15 protein-coding genes are annotated in these 18,924 nt (G+C 54.5%); 8 read left to right on the top strand and 7 right to left on the bottom strand.

Features of this window, described 5'->3' with window-relative positions:
* From EWM57_RS21475 to EWM57_RS00135, 3 genes are all read left to right on the top strand, one after another.
* Complete coding sequence (locus tag EWM57_RS21475) at positions 1–234, top strand: GDCCVxC domain-containing (seleno)protein (protein WP_129919107.1); 234 nt, start codon at positions 1–3, stop codon at positions 232–234.
* A 73-nt stretch (positions 235–307) separates the two neighbouring features.
* Positions 308–505 (top strand): hypothetical protein, encoded by a 198-nt coding sequence (locus EWM57_RS00140; protein ID WP_129919106.1) that lies wholly within the window; start codon positions 308–310, stop codon positions 503–505.
* Positions 506–746: 241 nt separating this feature from the next.
* The gene (locus EWM57_RS00135) at positions 747–1,043 is read left to right on the top strand and encodes a hypothetical protein (protein ID WP_129919105.1); all 297 of its coding nucleotides are present in this window, start codon (positions 747–749) and stop codon (positions 1,041–1,043) included.
* Positions 1,044–1,049: 6 nt separating this feature from the next.
* On the opposite strand, the gene EWM57_RS00130 is transcribed toward EWM57_RS00135, so the two are convergent.
* The 3 genes from EWM57_RS00130 to EWM57_RS00120 form a co-directional block, all read right to left on the bottom strand.
* Positions 1,050–2,000, bottom strand: coding sequence for a replication initiation protein (locus tag EWM57_RS00130; protein ID WP_242509931.1), 951 nt, complete (start codon positions 1,998–2,000; stop codon positions 1,050–1,052).
* Positions 2,001–3,379: 1,379 nt separating this feature from the next.
* Positions 3,380–3,859, bottom strand: coding sequence for a hypothetical protein (locus tag EWM57_RS21360; RefSeq protein ID WP_207218254.1), 480 nt, complete (start codon positions 3,857–3,859; stop codon positions 3,380–3,382).
* Positions 3,859–4,626, bottom strand: coding sequence for a ParA family protein (locus EWM57_RS00120; RefSeq protein ID WP_129919104.1), 768 nt, complete (start codon positions 4,624–4,626; stop codon positions 3,859–3,861). Before EWM57_RS00120 ends, EWM57_RS21360 begins: the two co-directional genes overlap by 1 nt.
* Before the next feature lie 889 nt (positions 4,627–5,515).
* Here EWM57_RS00120 and EWM57_RS00115 point away from each other — a divergent pair.
* From EWM57_RS00115 to EWM57_RS00095, 5 genes are all read left to right on the top strand, one after another.
* Positions 5,516–6,022: a BfmA/BtgA family mobilization protein gene (locus EWM57_RS00115; protein ID WP_129919103.1), complete on the top strand. Its 507-nt coding sequence runs from the start codon at positions 5,516–5,518 to the stop codon at positions 6,020–6,022.
* A gap of 59 nt (positions 6,023–6,081) precedes the next feature.
* Complete coding sequence (locus EWM57_RS00110) at positions 6,082–7,116, top strand: DUF5712 family protein (RefSeq protein ID WP_129919102.1); 1,035 nt, start codon at positions 6,082–6,084, stop codon at positions 7,114–7,116.
* A 35-nt stretch (positions 7,117–7,151) separates the two neighbouring features.
* Complete coding sequence (locus EWM57_RS21715) at positions 7,152–9,410, top strand: type IV secretory system conjugative DNA transfer family protein (RefSeq protein ID WP_129919101.1); 2,259 nt, start codon at positions 7,152–7,154, stop codon at positions 9,408–9,410.
* An 80-nt stretch (positions 9,411–9,490) separates the two neighbouring features.
* Positions 9,491–9,763 (top strand): antitoxin VbhA family protein, encoded by a 273-nt coding sequence (locus tag EWM57_RS00100; protein WP_129919100.1) that lies wholly within the window; start codon positions 9,491–9,493, stop codon positions 9,761–9,763.
* The gene (locus tag EWM57_RS00095; RefSeq protein ID WP_129919099.1) at positions 9,763–11,127 is read left to right on the top strand and encodes a Fic/DOC family protein; all 1,365 of its coding nucleotides are present in this window, start codon (positions 9,763–9,765) and stop codon (positions 11,125–11,127) included. Before EWM57_RS00100 ends, EWM57_RS00095 begins: the two co-directional genes overlap by 1 nt.
* Before the next feature lie 14 nt (positions 11,128–11,141).
* Here the strand turns inward: EWM57_RS00095 and EWM57_RS00090 are convergent, their stop codons facing one another.
* The 4 genes from EWM57_RS00090 to EWM57_RS00075 form a co-directional block, all read right to left on the bottom strand.
* On the bottom strand, positions 11,142–12,917 hold the full coding sequence (locus EWM57_RS00090; RefSeq protein ID WP_165370350.1) for a hypothetical protein: 1,776 nt from the start codon (positions 12,915–12,917) through the stop codon (positions 11,142–11,144).
* Positions 12,918–13,051: 134 nt separating this feature from the next.
* Complete coding sequence (locus EWM57_RS00085) at positions 13,052–13,618, bottom strand: hypothetical protein (RefSeq protein ID WP_129919097.1); 567 nt, start codon at positions 13,616–13,618, stop codon at positions 13,052–13,054.
* Positions 13,619–13,621: 3 nt separating this feature from the next.
* Positions 13,622–14,779 carry a dsDNA nuclease domain-containing protein gene (locus tag EWM57_RS00080; protein ID WP_129919096.1) on the bottom strand — a complete coding sequence of 386 codons (1,158 nt, stop codon included), beginning with the start codon at positions 14,777–14,779 and terminating at the stop codon, positions 13,622–13,624.
* 82 nt (positions 14,780–14,861) lie between these two features.
* Positions 14,862–18,860 (bottom strand): DUF3883 domain-containing protein, encoded by a 3,999-nt coding sequence (locus EWM57_RS00075; RefSeq protein ID WP_129919095.1) that lies wholly within the window; start codon positions 18,858–18,860, stop codon positions 14,862–14,864.
* Positions 18,861–18,924: the final 64 nt, after the last annotated feature.

Below are 18,924 nucleotides of genomic sequence, written 5' to 3'. Positions count from 1 at the left end.
ATGCTCCCCACTGAAACCAAAGCCCCCCTCCTGACCTCCGTCCTGACCTGCCCGGTTTGCCAGCACGCGCAAGCCGAACAGATGCCCACCGACGCCTGCCAATGGTTCTACGAATGCACTAGCTGTCACACGGTCCTGAAGCCGCTGGCCGGCGACTGCTGCGTGTACTGCTCCTACGGCTCCGTGCCTTGCCCGCCGATTCAGGCGCAAGGCCCTGGTAGCTGCTGCGGTTAAGCGACCGGGTTAACGCTGAATCTGTTGCGTTGCCACAATACCCCCTTTTTGTTCACCTCCCAAATCCTTTTTTATGAAAAATACCCTGTTTGCCCTCGCCCTGTTCGCCGTTGTCGGCACCGCCGCTGCCCAAGATGGCAAGCCGAGCAAAAAAGACAAAAAGGTGGCCAGCAAGGCTGTCTGCGTCAAAGGAGATGCCTGCTGCGCCAAGAAAAGCACCACAACCGCCCAAGTAAAAGCTTTGCCTGCGGCCCCCGCACCGGCTAACTAACCGGATTCTCAAACACAAAAATCCCCTTGGCGATTCGCCAAGGGGATTTTTGTGTTTAGGGGCGCAGCAGTTAGTGGTTCAGAGTTGCAATAAACTTTCGGCTGACCTAATGGCGATGAAACATTTGTACCAAACTTTTACTCAAGGCCGATTTTCTAAAAACCGGTAAGCTGGTTTTTCAGGTTCGACGTAAAGCCTATACCTTACGCGCTTTATTCTGTGCCTTTTTTAGCTTTTTCTGATGTCCAAAGTTGCTGCCCCAACGGTCGCTTTTATTGAGCCACTGACCAGCCCGCCCCGGGTGCACCACCCCGGTACCTTAGCGGAGTTGCTGGAAGTGGCCGGCACCCGCAAGCGCATCGTGGAAGCGTGGGGAGTATCGGCCCGTACCTACGACACCCGCAAGCGCAGCCCCAGCACCTGCACGGTGGGTGAACTACAGCAACTGGCCCGGGTACTCAATGTGTCCGAAGAGGAGTTATTTGCCGTGGTACGGACCGAAGCAGCTGGTACCGACAACCAGCATGTGAAAGAATAGGGCTGATTATCGCAGGCCGCAGATTTTCAAAAACAGCCCGCCGGGATTCTTCGTCGCCTTTACCTTGTCGGTTTTGAGCTGATAAGTAAACTTGAAGAGTTGGTCCAGGTGTTTGGGGTCACCCAGGATGGTGGCCACCAGCTGGGGCTGGGTGATGCCCAGTGTTTCCAGGCTTTGCCGGGCCGCGTTGGCCCGGGCATCTTCTGAAGGCTGCTCGAAGGGAATCGGCAGCTGCTGGGGCTGCTGGCGGGCAATGGTGAAGCGCACCGCGTCGTAAGCCCGGCCCTTTTTGACCAGTTCGTAGTCAATCTTGAGGTCGGTGTGCTCGCTGACCTGGCGCACGGCAATGTCGAGCACCCGGGCCTTGAGCTGGCTGATGTTCTGAAACAGCTCCGGCTCCTTGCCCTTGGGGTCCTTCAGGTGCAGCATCTGCTTGAACTCGTCCAGCGGGTAGGTGCGTGTCGAAGTCTTGTCCTTCCACTGGCTTACCAGCTGGTAGATGCGCTTGGCGTACTTGCTGCTCAGCTTCAGGGCCGAGTGCAGCTGGTAGGAGGTGAAGTTTTCCTTGAGGTTGAACAGAAAGGGCCGGATGGGTGCCGCCAGCTGAATCTGCAGGCAGCCCTTGCCCTTGATGTACTCCACCCGCTGAAACATCCACAGCTGCTGATAGGTGCGTTCGTTCTCCACCTCAAACATGCGCGAGCCCATGTCGGCCGTGGCTTCGCGCAGCTGCTGGTAGTTCCACTGCCGCCCGGTCAGGGCCTCCACATCCTTCACGTAGATGGTATATTCCTGGTCCGGGGTATCATCCCGGCGCAGCCGGGAGAGTAAGTAGAAGAAGATGTCCAGTTGACACGCCGTGTAGTCGTAGCGGGCCTGGGTGATGGCGTTGTGCTGGCGGACGACGGGAACCGTGGCCGGGTCTATAAGTACAACGGCGGTATCTTCAGGCTTCATAAACTAGGACATAAGGCGGCGGGAATAGAGCAAATGTAAGCCGCCGGCAGATAAAAAACCACAGTGGTAGTTGGGCGTGGTTTTTCGCTTATAAAACGTGGTCTTTAGACTTATAAAACGTGAGAGTTCGCTTATAAAACGTGGTAATAAAAGGTATAAAAAGTGGTTTTTCGCTTATAAAAAGTGGTTTTATACTATTATATACTATTGATTATCAGGAACTTATGAACCCTACAAATAGACAAGTAAAAACAAATAAACTCACAAAGGTTGTTGATACGCATTCGGAATAGCTTTTAGGGGGGTGGTTCAAACCACGGGCCAGAACAAACAAGAAAACAACAAAAAAAGCAGGCGAGCCTAACAGCCACAGGGATTGCACTATTCTAAGTAACATCTTCATAATAGCCACTTAAAACCACGTTTTATAAGTAGCCTCAGTTGCAACTGAGCCGTGGGATTCTGAAAGCCTTGCACCACTTTTTATAAGCCATTTCACCTTCTTTCACGCACCCGGCAAGCACTGCTAACTTTTTACTAGCTTTTGACTAATAGCTAATTACCACTTTTTATAAGCGGCCCAGGCCTGTTGAGGAACAAACTAGCACGTTTTATAAGCGAAACCTCAGCTCCACAAGGACAGTAAACCCACGCTTTTGCCTTACCAGAGCGGCGTTTTGAGCCTTTCAGACATGTCTAGTTGGATTTTTAGCCTCCATCAAGCCCCCACCGCCCGGTTCGCTCCGGCGAGAAGCTTTGGAAGCGAAGCTTATAAAATGTGAGAGATGGAGCCCTCCCTACTGCTTTACTTAGACAGCGGCTAGGCCCTCCCCTTCTCCACCGCCCAATAAAGCCGGTACTACACGCTAGGCGTTACGAGAAAGCCCAAAGTTGTTATCTTTGGTTTATTCCTTTCAAAGAGAAAATTCTTCTATTGTAAGGTTTAAAGCAATCTGTAACCCTAAACCCCACTCGTCATCATGGCTATCAAACCTGGACCAAAACCAAATAAGCAAGATGGTACACCCGACGAACGAAGGAGGGTTACGAAGGAAAATGCACCAAAACATCCTGATTTAAAGCCTCACAAGCATAAGAAAGGCGATTAGCAACACTGCTCTGTAAGCTAGTTACAGTCGCATTGTTGGGATGCTGACGGCATTCTCCGCCGCATCGCAAGAACCCTCGCACCAACTCCTGAAGGTCAGGGGCCAGGTGCGAGGGTTCTTGGCTTTCGGTGTTTTCACCAAAGGACAGAGTTTATCGGGCAGCCCCTCCCCCACCCGGACGCATGGGCTGATTGTGGTAAGTGGATGCCTAAGTGCAGTAAGTCCCAGTAGGCGCTCAGCGCGATTCTAGCTGCTGCAGCCTAGCAAGGGCTACTTCGCCGGCGGCAGCTTGCCGGTTTTGCGCAGGTGCGCGTCGTAGTGCCGGTGAGCAGCTTCCAGGTAGTTCTTGATGGTCGTGGGCGTGTCCGGGCCCGGTGTGGCCAGCAGCAGACTCATCTTAATCTCCTGCACCACGGATTTAGCGATTTGGACCGTGTGCAGCGGTACTTCGGCCTCCGGCGCGGGTGCAGCTGCCGCGGCGGGCTTCCGGCCACGTGTAGAGGCTCGTACGGGTGCAGCAGCCGGAGCTGCTGGAGCGGCGGCAGGTGCTGGTGCTTCCGCTGGGGTGGGCGCGGGTGTCGGAGTCGGAGCCGCTACCGCGGCCGGTGCTGCGATGGGCTCTACCGGTGCGGGCGGCGCGGTGGCCGTGCGGGTGGCCTCCCCTCCCATTCCGGCCCGGGCCTGCTGGCGGGCTTCTTCGGGCACTTCAATGCGGCGGCGCGGGGTGATTTGTGGTTTCTCGAAGCCCATTATTTCGCGGAGGTTGAAGCGGTGGATACAGAAGCGGCTGCGATGGCGCGGCGGTCGGGCAGGCCCAGGCGCTCGATGAGCTCCTCGCACACGCGGCGGATTTCGTCGCTGGTGTCCTTGGTGCCGCCGGCGTAGCGGGCCCAGGCCGGGTTGAGCAGGCTGTAGAGCGTCGAGGCCCGGGTGTAGGCCTTGCGGTGGCCCAGGGAGGAGTTGAAGCGCGAGAGGCCCAGTCCGTCGATGTAGTCGTCCATCTCCTTCTCCTCCCGCTGCCCCGCCACGCGCTTTGTGGGCAGGCCGTAGTACTGAAAGTCAATCTGGGCGTCGTCGGCCGCTTTCTTGATGGCTTCCAGGATGGTCATGAACTCGGCCGTGGAGGCCCGGTCCAGGTAATCCGATACCAGGGGCACAATCACCGCGTCGCAGGCCGTCAGGGCGTTGAACACGTCGTCGCCGTCAGCACGGCCCGGCACGTCGATGATAATCAGGTCGTAGTTGTGCTCGGGGTTGTCGATGAAGTCGAAAATCTGGTTCAGCTGCCAGGGGTACACGTCGTAGGGGTACTGGGCGTCGGGGTTGGTTTCGCGCAGCTTGGCGAAGTTGGCCGCGTCCACCTGTTCGCGGGTCTTGACGATGCTCTGCTGGTAGTCGCAGTCCAGAACGGCGATGCGCAGGCCGTACTCGGTGGCCAGCGGGGCGGCCAGCACGAGGGCCAGGGTGGATTTACCGGAGCCCCCCTTCTGGGTAGCAAAACTGATAACCTTGGACATAGTTGGTGCGGGGTTGAGGGCGTGAGTAGCGGCCGGTCACAGGAACCAGCGGGACGTGAAACCAAAAGTAATAGAAAAGCAGAAAAACAGAACCCCACTTTTGCTGAAAAGCAGAAATGTTGTTACACAGAAACACAGAGGAGCAATTCTGTTAATACGCTTTTCAACATGAATGCAAAACAACAGAAAAACAGAAACGCATAATAACACTACAGCAGATTAACAGAAAGGTGGTTCTACAGAACTGTGTAGTTGCAGAGTAGGAAATTCACAAGCAGCACCAACGGGTGGTGTATTTCTAACAACAGAAATACAGGAAAGCAGAATGGCATAAAAGCAGAAAATACAAGGGGGCATGGGTGGCTGCCATTCTTGCGGAATTACAGAAATGCAGAACAACAGAAAAGCAGAAAGTTGCTGATGACGTGGCTTTACTGCTGGGAGGCTTAGTTTGCATTTGCAACAGAAATACAGAATTGCAGAACTACAGGCAGTGGATGCCGGATGGAAAACCGCACTGGTTGGCTCTGGAAAGCTATTTCGAAGGCTGAGAAGCCTTGCCTGACGCCAAACCAGTAGGCGAGGCCAGCTGCCGAAACCACAAGCAGCGGTCTAATCCGCCGGCCAGCAGGGACCGATATTAAAGGGCAGTAGGGGAAAAAAGCGCCAACTGCTAACACCGCGGTGTAAAGCTGCGTACTAGCTTATGACTAACTTTTTGCTAACCACAAAATAGTCTCAGCAAGAAGAACACCCCAATCCAACGGCTAATGCCTTAGTCTTGAGTGGTTTATAAATCAGCAAAGCTGATTTACGGGCCATGGCAAGGTAAGTAGTTGATTCAAAGCATGGAAAATGGCCCACAAGGCTGCTAAATGGAAGCAACACGATGAGCACGGAGCTACGCAAGCGGGTCACCCTGGACAACAACGCCCACCGGAAAGCCGAAGCGGCTGCGGCGGAGGTCGGCGCCAGCCTGGGCGTGTACGCCAGCGCGGCCGTGGAATACTTTGCCACCCGGGGGCTGGACCCACGTGAGACGGAGGCCCGCGAGGGCCAACTCATCATGCAGCAGATTAAGAAGCTCGGGAACCGGGTATTCGGGTTTATGCAGGAGCAGGAACGCACGCTGCTCACGCCCATGCTGGAGGAGATGCTTCGCACGCGCATCACGCTGGAGCGGGTGCTGCGGCTGAATGAAATCCTGGTGGGCAACCTCAACGCGCAGTTGGAAACGCTCAGCGAGGCGCAGCTGCAACGGCAGCAGCAGGCCCTGCTGCTGCTACGTCAACGTAACGAGGAAGCGGTAGAAAAGCAGGTAAAAGAAGCGTTGGAAGCAGCCCAAAAAGCGGGGCCAGGTAAGCGTAATAAGCCAGTTGAACCTACGGCAGAGTAAGGGCAATAGGGAGGAAAAAGCACCTGCAAAATACTCGGAAAATACCTGTCTTCGCTCGAATGTACGCCAAGCTAATCAATCCCAAAACGCACGGTAAAGCCGCCTATACCAACACCGGTAGCAGCGCGCAGACGCTCCAGTACCTGCAGCACGAAGCAGTAGGGGAGGGGCAAGCAGCCACGTTTTTTAGCGCCGACGCGGACCAGTTGAACGCCGCACAGGTGCAGCAGTCCGTCGACACCAACGTCAAAGGCCTGCGGTCTGGCGAGGCTAAATTCTACTCCCTGGTGCTGAGCCCAAGCGAGCAGGAGCTGGCTCACATCGGCAGCGACCCCGATAAGCTCAGGGCATACACCCGGCAGGTGATGCAGCAGTACGCGCAGAACTTTAATCTGCCCGGCGGCCGGCAGCTGAGCCAACAGGACATTGTGTGGGGCGCCGTGCTCCACCAGGACCGTACCCACCGGGGCACGGACCCCGAAGTCGTGGCCGGCAAAGCCAAGGTAGGGGAGAAGCGGGCGGGCCTGCAGGCCCACGTGCATGTCATCGTGAGCGCCCGCGACACGGAGCAGAAGATTACCCTCAACCCCGGCGGGCGCCGGCAGCGGTTTAATTTGATGCGCTGGCAGGCCGCGGCGGGCCGGCAGTTCGAGCGGCAGTTTGGCTATGTGGCGCAGGAGCATGAAAAGCTACGGCCCAAGGCCACGCGGCAGCGGGACACCACCCACGACTTGGGCCGGCTGGAGAAGATTGCCGGGCGCGTGGCGCGCATCAACCTGCTGGTGCCCCGCGAGCAGCACTTGGTGCCCGGGAAAGTGCAGGGCATTGCCGTGGCCCGGGAATTTGACAAGACCTTTTACCGGATGCTGGCCCGGGTTGAGGAGCGGGCCCGCGACGGCCGCCCCATTGACAACGCCCTGCAGCTGCTGAGCACGGGCCGGGAACAAGCCGCTGCCCCGCAGCGCCAAGCGGCGACGGCCTTGCACGCAGTGCAGCACCTGGTACGCCGCGCCCAAGCTGCCCAGGACGAGCGCACCGAGCACGTGGCCGAGAAGCCCGGGCGCCGCGGCGCAGAGCTCGACATCGAGATGTAAGTCCCGCCAGCAATCGAATCCTTTACCCATCCCCTATGACAATTTCACCACCTCGGCCGGCGGCCCAATCCCAAGCCATCGGTTTGCTTATCGGCCTGCTGCTTCTGGCCTTGCTGGCCGGCGAATGGTACGTGCTACAGCACCCGGCGGAACTAGCGACAGCCCGGGCGGCCCAGCACCGCGCCGTGCAAACCCCCAGCCTGACGCCCGCCCAGCGCCTGGCGGCTCGAATGGTGGTTATTAACCAGCAACGGGCTGAAGCCCGCCGGGCCCGACTGCAGCGCCAGGCAGCGCCCGTAGTGGGCCAGCCGGCCGCCGAGTTGGCCACGGCCACGGGCCAGGCCGGCGACCAAGTGGTGAGTAGGGGAGGGGCCGCCGCGTTGCGCGTGGCCACGGCCGGGCAGGGGTTCAAAGGCAAACTGCTGGTCAAGGCCGGCCGATTCTATGACGCGGCCGGTAGATACCTGCGCGGGCTGGTGCTGCTCGCGGCCGGGGTGCTGGTGTTCGTGCTGCCGGCACCCGAGCGCAAACCCGGCGGCCCGGCTCGCCGCAATCCGCTGCGGCCTCGGGCCGTGCGCTTCGTCGTGGCCAGCTGCGCGGGGCTGTTTCTGCTTAGCGCCTACGTGCTGCTCACCATGGCCAGCTACCAGCCAGGCTTCATCCGGGTGGGCTACCCCGTCGCGGTGACCGTGACGCTGGCCAGCGGTTTTGTGGTAGGGCTGCTGCGGGCCGCCACCAAAAGTCCGGAGTTTGGGCTGAGCGTGGAGCGGAAAAAGCTGGAGACGCCGGACGGGTTCAACCTGCCCACGGAAGGGGGCGGTTGGGTGAACGTACCCAATCCCTACCGCGGCGTGCTGGTACTCGGCGGCGCCGGGGCGGGCAAGACCTTCTCCATCGGCGAGCCACTCATCGAGCAGCTGGCGGCCAAAAACTTTGCCGGGCTCATCTACGACTTCAAGTTTCCGGTGCTGGCCGAAGTGGCGCAGAAGGCCTTGGAACTGGCCGGGCGCCGCCAGGCTCCGCCGCGGCTGCTACCGGATGGGGAGCCCGAGCCGGCGGTGGTGCTGCACGTCATCAACTTCCGTGACCTGACCCGGAGCGAGCGGGTGAACCCGTTGCGGGCCGAGGACATGCCGGTGGTGGCCTTTGCCGAGGAATACTCGCGGGCCATCATCAACAACTTAAACCCGGCCAGCATCCGCAAGATGGAGTTCTTCGACATCAGCGCGGTGGCCTACCTGACGGGCATCATCTGGTTTTACAAAAAGTACTTCCCGCGCTACTGCACCATCCCCCACGTGGTGGCCACGGCCATCCACAAGGACTTCAAGCACGTGCTCTCGATGCTGGAAACCGACCCGGAGTGCGCCGGCATGGTGCGCAGCATCGTGACGGCCGTCGAGCAGCGGGCCGAGAAGCAGGTGGCCGCCGTCGTGGGCACGCTGCAGGTGATTCTCAACCGCATCAACTCCCCGGAAATCGTGTGGGTGCTCACGCCCGACGAGGCGAAAGGGGAGGGGTTCTCGCTTAACCTGAACGACCCCCAGCAGCCGGCGCTGCTCTGCATCGGTAACGACCCCACGCTGAAGGAAACCTTCTCGCCGGTGGTCAGCTGCATCATCACAGTGGCCATCAAGCTCATGAACCAGCAGCACAAGCACCGCAGCTACGTGTTCCTCGACGAGGCCGCCACGGTGTACGTGCCGGGGCTGGAGCTGCTGCCGGCCACGGCCCGCAGCAACAAGGTGGCCACCATCTACATGACCCAGGACCTGGCGCAAATGACCGACGCCTATGGGCCTGAAAAGATGAAGGTTATGGTGAGTAACCTCAACAACCAGTTTTTCGGCAAGGTCAACTCGCTCGATACGGCCAAGTTCATTTCCGAGCTGGTGGGCCGCGAGGACAAGCAGATGCACAGCACCAGCACCGGCAAGAGTCAGGGCGGGGCCGGCAGTCATGGCAGCCACAGCTCCAACCTGAGTACGAGCTACCAGGAACGCAGCCTGGTGCGGGTGCAGGACGCCATCGGCCTGCAGCAGGGCGAGTTTATCGGCCAGACCGTGGAAACCGAGCATACCTTCTTCCAGGGCGTCATCTCCCGGGCCGACGCAACCCAGGAGCGATTTCCGCTGCACCCTGTGGCCACGTTTGGCACCGGTGAAGAAGACAGCGCTGCCGCGTTGTCGACAGTGGTGCAGGAGAACTACCGGCGGGTCAGCCAGCAGGTCAAGGAAACCCTGGCCCTGCATGTAAACACCTTAGCAGGAGGCACAAAGAATGAGGTGGATTAGCCTCAAAAACCCCGTAAAAAGCGACGTTTACGCCCTTTTTGCTGTTAAGCGAGTACCCCAGTATCCTCACCCGAAACCATATGATGAAGAGCTTTTTCACGCCCGCCCCGGCCGGCCTAACCTCCGAACAGCTGACTGCCCGCCAGGAGCGGGAACGGCACGCCAACAACTCCATTGCCATCCTGATGAGCAACGGTCCCGCACCCAGCCCGGAGGCCCTGGCCATCCTGCAGCGGCACGTGGACGGGGAGATTAGCATCGAGCAGGCCATTGAGCTCACTGATGCCATGCTGCTGGCCCGCTACCGGCCGGCAGCCGGCTCCGCTACCTCCGAGCCTAACCCCGCACTCTGATGGTAGCCGGCGACCGTTTCAGCGACGAGCACGGAGTGCGGATAAACCGGCTGGGCATTACCGACCCCCAGCAGCTGGCCCAGGCCGAAACCGACTCCTCGCTGCTGCGCCTGCAGCGACTCAACCTGCAGGGCGGCATTCCCGGCGGGCGCTACGACCACGCCCACCTCAAGCAGGTGCACCAGAAGCTTTTTGAAGGCGTCTATCAGTGGGCGGGCGAAACCCGGGCCGACCGGGAGTTTCAGGGGCACAAGCCCACCTACGTCACCGGCTTCAAGGAAACGATGACCTACGCGCCCCACAAGGAGATTGAGCAGCGCTTGAACGCTATCAGCGAGCAGCTGGGCAAGGAGAATTACTTAAAAGGGCTGCCAGCCGAGAAGTTTGCCGAGCGCGCCGCCTACTACCTCGACCAGTACAACCATACCCACGCCTTTCGCGACGGCAATGGGCGCACGCTGCAGGCCACGTTTGTGCAGCTGGGCAAGGAAGCCGGCTACCAAGTTGACTTCGCCCGCATCGACCCAGCGACACTGAACCGGGCCCGCGACCTGGCCATGGTGCGCTCGCACGCGCCCCAGGAAGCGGAGAAGAACCTGCAGGCGCTCAAAGCCATGTTCGAGCAGGTAATTAGCCCGGCACCCGGCCTTGAAGCCGAAAAGCTGCGGGACCCTAGTCAGGCGCGGCCGCTGGCATCCTTATCCCCGCAGATGCAAGCCATTGATGCCCGACGCGAGTTGGAGGTGACGGGCTACCGGGTGATGGATATTGTGGCCAATATGCCAGGTGCTGGCAATTACGAGAAAGGCGTCGCGGTGGGGAAGGGAGTAGAGTCGACGAATCTGAATCCGGCGGCTATCCAGACCCACCTGGCGCAGTTTCAGCAGGCAGCGGAGAAAATAATCAAGCACCCTGCTTTGCAGGGACCCAATGCAAAACAGGACCAGTCGGATGCGAGGCGGTTTCGTGTGTCGGCTGAACAGGTGAGTGAATTGGCTGTGTTAAAAGAAGCTACAGTGAAGATGCCAATGCCTAAAACCCACGAAGAGGCCCAAGTTTTATTCCAAAAAGCAGCGGGCCAAGTAGCCCAAGCCCTACATGAACACGGGAAGGTCTCGGACTCGGCACGACTACAGGAAGTTATTCGGCATGTTAACCGCACACCGTTCATCGGCGGTCTGAATCGTGAAAACGTGGGTAAGTCTATCGACGCAGCCGACCGAATTCCCGGCTTGAGGGATAGCAGTCAACTGGGCGAACTTAAAAGTGCGGTCGGCATTATGGAAAAAACGCCCCCCGCGCCAGAGCGTAGCAGTGGCAGCATGGAAATACCAAGACGCAGTGCCGAAGGCTTAGAGCATTAAACAGGAGACTTCTCTTAGCGCTGTTTGTTAAATCTGTATAGCGTAGCTCCTTCAATGTTTTCAAAGGAGCGGCCCGCAATGATAACTTGTAACTCGACTTCCGCCTCATTGCATAAGTCGATAAAAGGCTGTACTAAATAGTTTTCTGCTTCATCTAAAGATGCACCATCAGCTAGCGCTGCTGGGAAATCAATGATAAGGAAGCCAGGATACTTGTACTGCTCATTTAATGACAGACGTAGCAAGCCATAGTGGTAAGCAAGTAGAAAATAGGCGCGCAGGGTAGCTCCAATAGAAGACCATTTAGTGCGGCCAATATTGAAGTTGAAACCGCGCTCATTGATGGTTAGGTCGATTCGGCCTTGCAGTGGCCACCGCTCAGGTTTGCTTTTAGCAATCTCGTTAATGTAATGCATCATACCAGTAGTCAAATCGTCGGCTGGCAGCTGGAAGTCAACAGGCGCTTGCTGAGCTTCAGTCTTCTCCAAGCCTTGAATCTGCTTTGTGACAACATCGATGTCTCGTACCAGTTGATTCCGAACTTCTAAGCTTCGGGCGATGCGGCGATAGTTTTCAATTTGTTCGGCAATACGCCCCCTTTCAGCGTCTATTCTGCTTAGCCGAGGGTCAACCAATGCTGTAACATGCTCGCGGAGTGGCGCCAAATCTCGGTCAATGCGTGCCGTTTGTTCCAATAACTTAGCCTCCGTATTCTGGATAGTAACTAGTTCAGTTGTCATTCGAGCAATGATTTCTACTAGTTCTCTGCGCTCGTCCCCCAGCTGCTTCAGTTCGTACTCCAGTCTATTGGATACCTCTTCCACAGGCAAGGTCCGATGGCATAGGAAGCAATTATCAGGGTCGGACTTGTCGTCGACAACAGGCTGGTCACAGGCCGGACAGTGTGTTACTTTTAAGTCAGCAAACACATTCCCAGCGGTTTGCAGTCGGTTCAATCGGTCTAATTCCAAATCGACATTGGCGAGGATACCTTCAAACTTCTGTAACCGTTGAGTATGGCGTTCCCGGTCTTCCGCAATTCGCTCTTGGTCAGCCACGAGTGTAGCTTTTAACTGCGATAGGTTCACTTCGACTGAATTACCAATATCAGTGCGTTGCAGGGCAGTGGTCACCCCACCTGCAATTACATTGTTGCGCAGTTGTAGCAGAGCCGTATTCTTGGTTTGGAGCTCTTGGATACGTGCTTGGGCCGTTACATCGTTTGAGTATACGATGTCGCTGCCTCCTTCATGATTAAACCCGCGCACGATGCGGTCCAGCACGGACTCAAATTGCTTCTTCTCAGCCTGTAATGATAGAAGAGCCTTTCGGCGTTCCATAATCTGCTCCGTGATGGGAGAGAAGATAGCATCCGTTAAGCTCAGTATCTGAGCCAATACAGCATGCTGCTCCACGGGGGGCTGGCGTTCAGCAATATCATCCCAAAACCGCTCCTGTAGATACATGTGCCGAAGCATCATCCGAAAGCTGATTTCTACTAAGCTGGAATCTGCATACGGGTTACCCTTAACGAATCGGTGCAATGGGATACCGAGCTTTTCCATCATAAAGTGAGAAAACTCCTCTGCGCCCAATGCCTCTCCATCAACAATAGTTTTGGTTTTAAGGCCTTGTTCTTTCCAGCGACGCTCTAAAAGGAATTCTTCATCGCCAATTCGTACTACAGCTCGTAGCGCCACATATAAATCAGGTAGCAGCTTGCCATTGACGTCCTCTACGCCGAATGCGTCTTCTACCCCACTACGGTCACCCAATAGGTAGTCCAACATAGATAACCACACTGTTTTGCCGCTGTTGGACGGACCCATGAGAAGGTTAACCCCTGGTTCAAACTCCAGGGTTTCTTCTGTCCCGTCCGCCTTTATGCGAGTGATGTGCTGGATAAAAAGTAGCCGAGCCATTATTAAATGATGTCGTTGAGATTCTTATTGGCTACTTCTTGCTCAAATAGCTTGTAGATGAGTTCTTTCAATTGATTTCCTTTGAGTGGGCTCATGACTTCCTTCACCTTAGCCATTTTAGCAACTAGCGATTGAAAGCCTGCTCCTTCACTTAATTGTCGAGCGATGCTAGTACCTAACTCGGTTAGCGTGAAGTTGTATGCACTACCCTTTTTAGATACCATCAGTAAGCCTTTGGCTTCGAGATAAGGAATAACTTGATAATAGCGTTTATCCCAAGGCCCGTAATGAAAGCGAATCATTTTGGCATCGGAGCTGCTATTATCCATCCTTTGGTCACCGTGCCCCAGCGCCTGAGCGGCCCGCTGAAAGAAAGCAGGGTAACGCACGAAGAAATCAAGCTTGGCTAGCTTGGTTAAGCCTTCAATTTTTTGAGTTGAAGTAGCACGGTCTTTACTACCACATAGCAAAACCAGCAGTAGCAGACGGGAAGCATGTGATTCAATAAAATCGTCCGAAGTTAGGGTTAGTCCCTTGGAGATTCGGCCAGCAGTTTTCAGCGATTCCATGGGCTAAGTAGGGTTAACAAATTGCACAAAGCACCGGTCCGTTGCTTGGTACATATACCCAACGGCTAAAAACCCTGGAATCGGCTTATCCCCAATTGCCCTATTATGAAGGGTGTCGCCTTGAAGAATGGCCTTCGCTGTCTGCACACATAAGTCATGAAATTCTCGAGGACTGAGGGTAGAGCCAGGGGAATATTTCTCGGTTCGTAAGTCCAGTAAGGCTCCGAGTATTTCGCCTTCAAGCAGCCGCAGCGTCCTACCTTCACAAAAGTCGTTGGAAAGGGTCTCACCCACATATTTAAGCTTAAGCTCTTGCGCCATTGCAATGGTTTCTGCAGAAAAACCGGCATCTCGTAACTTGGCGCTTAAAGAATTGCTGTCAGCTAGGCCTTGATTAAATGCGTTTACGCGTTCAATAAGCCAATCAGTTAGCTGTTGGCGCTCCAGTTTAAAGTTGGTCCTAACTCGATAGGGCTCTTGGTAAGAGCAGCGAACCACTTTGTTCAGCAATTGTAAATACAGCTCATCCCGGTGCTCAATTTCCAGTCGTAGCCCCTTTACCCTCAGGACTTGGTTTAAGAGCTGTATGTTCAAGGCTTCCAACGCTTCAATGCTGTCCGGGCATTTTTCCCACCAACAGTTTTCTGTCCAGTAGGTAATGTCCTCACCATTGGGGCTGAAGGGCATACTCCCATTGAAGCGCCGGCCGATACTGGTGATGAGTTCGTGGATTTGTGTTTGCTGAGCAATCCGTTCAGGAGAACCCAGAGGTAACTTTATCGGCTTTAGCTTATCGTGGACATCGTAAGAAGTTGCAATACGAAAGCGAGCTTTCTCTTGGTGTCTACTTTGAGCCAAGGATTTCTCGCAGAGTGATGTGCCAACATTACCGCCTTCTCGGTACGTAATTTTTTCAACTGTCCACCGCGAAGGCAGTTCCATGTGCTTAACCTGCACAAACTCACAAATTGCTTCAGGTGTGCCAGTTTGCCAAAGCAAAGTGATATCATCGTGGCTTTCCATCCACACCTGGTGTAGCGTGGCATCAAGTAGCATTTCCAGACAGAATCGAGCCCCCAGGTGATTCTGATAGATGAAACCACGCTGTGCGCTACGGCCGCTTTGGTCAGATAAAGGCTGGTCAAATATCGACTCTGGCATTAAGCACAAAAGTTATGGCAAGCCATGCTAGTTGCAAAGCCGGTAATTGCTTATAAATAAAGCGGGTTTTTTGTCAGAGTAGCTACAGCGTTAGTACAATCGGCACAGGTAAAAGCTCTCCGCGAAGCAGATACTCACTTGGATTCTCGATAACGACTTCGTACGCTGTATCCTCTCCAGCTTCGAACACGCGATAGATACTATAGCGGTCCTTATGAGCAAACATCCATTTCCACTCAGCCACCGAATAATAGAACTCACCTTTCTCGGCCGAGGGGGTCCCTTTTACTTCGATGTATTTCTCCACTCCATTTTCAACAACTCGAAAATCATAGGGCAGCCTACTTTCTCCATGTTCGTTGACCCATTCTATGGAACTGAAGCGACTAGACTGGCTGGTTAATCGCCGCTTAACAAAGGCTTCAGACCATTCCCCACTGGCTACCCGGTCAGCTTCACTCGCTAGCCGAGTAGCTGAGGCGGCCATCTCAGTTGGAGTAAATGTCACTATGGGGGCTGGATGCCAACTCCTCGCGCCAACTGGTTGGTCGGATAACACGACCTCCTCAGGAGTTACTGAGGGCTTGAAAGACCAGGAGGACTCTGTAACAGGGGTTGAAAATGGAGTTCGTATTGCTGCCCCTAATGGTGGCACGTCCACATAAACAGGAAGTGGAACCGCTTCCGGCTCATCATAGGTGGTATGAGCATCTAATGTTAGGCAATAGGCCAGTACTACATCCTCGTCAATCCCTTGGGTTGCCAACCAACCCCGTGCAACAGCGGGTTGCAGTTCAAGCAGCAGTCGTAATTCCTGACGCAGCCCAGTAATTGTTAGCAAGCTTTCCAGTTCGGGCAGCAACCAATAAAGTGCTAGTGGACTGTCCCATGCGGCAGTAAAGAAGAATGATTGTGGCTCTCGCAAGACGTCAAGGGGGTCGCTTTCCACAATTTGACCTTTATCGCTGAAACAGATGCGAACTGCGGCAGCCTGATAGAAGGTTGTTTGTAGAACCTGCTGTTTAGCCTGCTGGTATATATCATCTAGTTCTGTGAAATGCTTTTTAGCATACAAGGCTGCCAGCGCGGGCATAATGTTCAACAATTTGCTCTTTAGGCTCGGTTCAGGCTGCGGGTCGACTACATTAGGGGTGTAGCTTTCAACAATGCGGATTTTAAAGAGATTCATCAGCGCTGTGAATCCCGCTGAAGTCGCGTCTGCGTTAGCTGGCACGTACATGCTCTTCACCTGCCCGGCCAGATTAGCAAACCCATCCAGCTTTATCCAAAGTAGGTTACTAGGCTGCTCAAACGCTAGAGTACTGCTTACTAGGCGATTTTTCGCAGCCCACTGCCGAATGGCCTTATGGTCTTCCGGCAATCCGTCGAGAGCCGTGTAGCTTAGTGCCTTGTACACTAGGCCAATGGTCTTTAGTACACGTGGTGTGGGCTGAGAGCGCTCTCCGTCAGTCGCGATGCTTCCTAGAACGGACAGGTAATCAGTAGTTTGTAGCTGTAGGCGTAGTTTCAGAACATCACGCCAGGCTTGATTGGGTCGAATAGAGCAATCAAATACTGGTAAGTATTTTCCGGCAATTTCCTCTGTATCCTTATTGTTGAGAAAGACCTCATGGGCAGGCAGCAACTTACCAGTGGTAGTTGGAATACAAGGCTGCTCAGCCACAAACCAAGTGAAGTAGTTATCTACTTGTATACGGTAAGAATTACGCCCTCCACCTACACCATAGAAGTACAGCACCTTGGCTACCAACGGTTCGGGACTAACTTCCTGTTTAAGAAGTGTATTCCAGAAGAGTTGGCCGTACTTAAAGTTGCTAGCTGTTAGATTTAAAAACGAAGGCAATTTTAGGCCCGCAATCAAGTTGTGGCTACCGAACCCAAACCCTCTGGATAATTTCTGAGCCTGGGCTTCGGCCGCGGTAAGCCAATTAGGATTGGTGATAGAGGCCAGTGCCGTCAGCGAGTTGTTTGCCGTAATAGCTTCCAGTTCAATCCGGTCTTTCACTTTTAACCGCTTGAAAAACTGGTTCCATTCCATGAAACCGGAGCCATTGCCAAGATATGATTCGCTAACGAAGGAAAGCTCTGCGATTGTCTTTTCCAGCGGTAGTAGCGGATGGTAAGCGCTGGCTAAGTAGCAATGCTGCGCCGCTACGAACTGACCATCGCTGGTTTTCAGTGGCAACTCGCGTAGTGCCTCCACCAGTTCTGCGCTCAACGAACCTTCTTGGTGCAGACGAAATAGATAATTCGTGACCTGCAGGTAGCTCGCTTCTGTAATGACTTCCTCCCCAGCCCGTAAAGCCGGCACTAAGACGTTGGTTATGTAAGTGATTTCTGATGGCCGTTTGACGCCAAGCTTCTCTAGCCACTTGTGCAGCGGCGGCACAGCAGATAGCTGATCAAACACTGCCGAATGAATCACCGGAATGTCACCTAGCTCGGTCGAGGCATCACCAACTTCAGCAGGAAAACATACGCCTGTTTCTGGCGAGCGTAACACTTCAGAAGTGTCGTAGATAAATGGCAGGTCTTGTAGCGTAGCAAACCAATCACCTGAATGGTCAGAATCTGCTTTCTCCTTAAAGTAAGCAAGGAGTGCGAAGTTGTCGGCTACAGCGTGGTGTTCTGTAAAGTTCGAAGACCTGAAAAAAGGCTCGACATGTTCGAGACGGAAGACAGTTAAGCCGTAATCCATAAGCCGTGTGGCATGTGCGAACGCAGGATTCACGAAGCTATTAGCTTGGGCAGCGCCCTTTGTAGCTGCCCAAAAGGTCAGCATGTTCGCCGGATCAATAAAGCTTTGCGCAGCTAGGCCTGTTTCATCCAGCAGACTCTCACTAATAGTTTTTGGCGTAAGGTCGGTGCTGAGTACCAGTCGGCGGCTTGCAATGGTTGCGGCCAGCCCCTGGTCAAAGCGCTGCTTTAACACTTGTGAACTACTGTTAAAGCGCTTTGGCAACATGGCGAGCAGTTGAAGGCCATACTCACTTCCCGCAAGCAGCTCAAGCCAATCGAGCAGCTTCTCGGCCAGTAGTTCGAATAGCCACTGATTCCACTTAGAATCGACGTGCAGCGATTGGCGCGATGAAGTAGTGAAAAATGTGCCGTTAACTAGAAATGGAAAGGCGAATCCGGTTTCCTCCGTCGGTAGATACGTGTATAGCCGGCTTTCTTCAGGGCGAAGTGGGATAAGCGTATTACCTTCTATACGTGCAGCAAATGCTACCTCCGTAACGGTTGCCAAGCGGAGCTTTTCTGGCGTTTTATCATCTTCAGCCATCTCAAGGCTTAGCGCCTCTGGGACTGGTAATTGGTCAAAAATCTTCAACAGCCAAGTAGCAGTTCGCTGTTCTTGGTCGATGAGCGTTACATGCTGATACGCGGCCGAGTGGTCTGTGCGCTGTCGGGAAATCGAGTAGCTTGGCTGGGTAGGAGAGGCCACTGAAATACGACCAACTCGCCGCAGGAACAGTAGCAATTGTGGATTAAGGAGGTGCTTTAACTCTTCTTCCAGTTTCGTTGTGCTATCCAGTTCTAAGCATGTGTAAACCTTGTAGGTGTTTTGAGCTATGAACTGAGCGACTTCGGTCGGAAGCTCGTCTGACTCTACCCAAATTGGTATGATTTGCCAAGGGTACTTGGGTAGATTGGCTTCTTGGTCAAACTTAAATTGATACCCTCCAGACCAGATTACAACTCGCTTCGACTTGGCAAATACTGCTTTGAAACCGATGCCTTTGTAGCCAGTCTTAGTAGGGTCAGCCGTCTTGGTGCTGGCATCCGCATCAGTAATGGCATCAATATCCCCTTCAGTGAAGGCTTTTCCCTGATGACAAGTAATGAGGTACCCTGGCAGAAATTGAAAGTGAACTTCGTTTTCTGTCCCTAGTGCTGCATCATCAGCATTCTGAATCAACTCAAACAGAAATCGCAGACTATCAGAGTAGATATCTGTCGAAACTGTTTTAAGCAACCTAGCTACTGTATAGGCTTGACTATGATGATTATAGACAGCTCGTTTCTGGTATAATTCTGCAATGAATTCTTTAGGATGCATAACTGCCGACTGGGGAAGGGTAAAGGGGCAGCAAGTATAGTGTAATCATCAACAGTTCTTCACG

The sequence above is a fragment of the Hymenobacter persicinus genome, assembly GCF_004167665.1.
GTDB lineage: Bacteria > Bacteroidota > Bacteroidia > Cytophagales > Hymenobacteraceae > Hymenobacter > Hymenobacter persicinus.
Note: the sequence above shows the minus strand (reverse complement) of the source record. Positions and strands in the feature narration are given on the sequence as shown.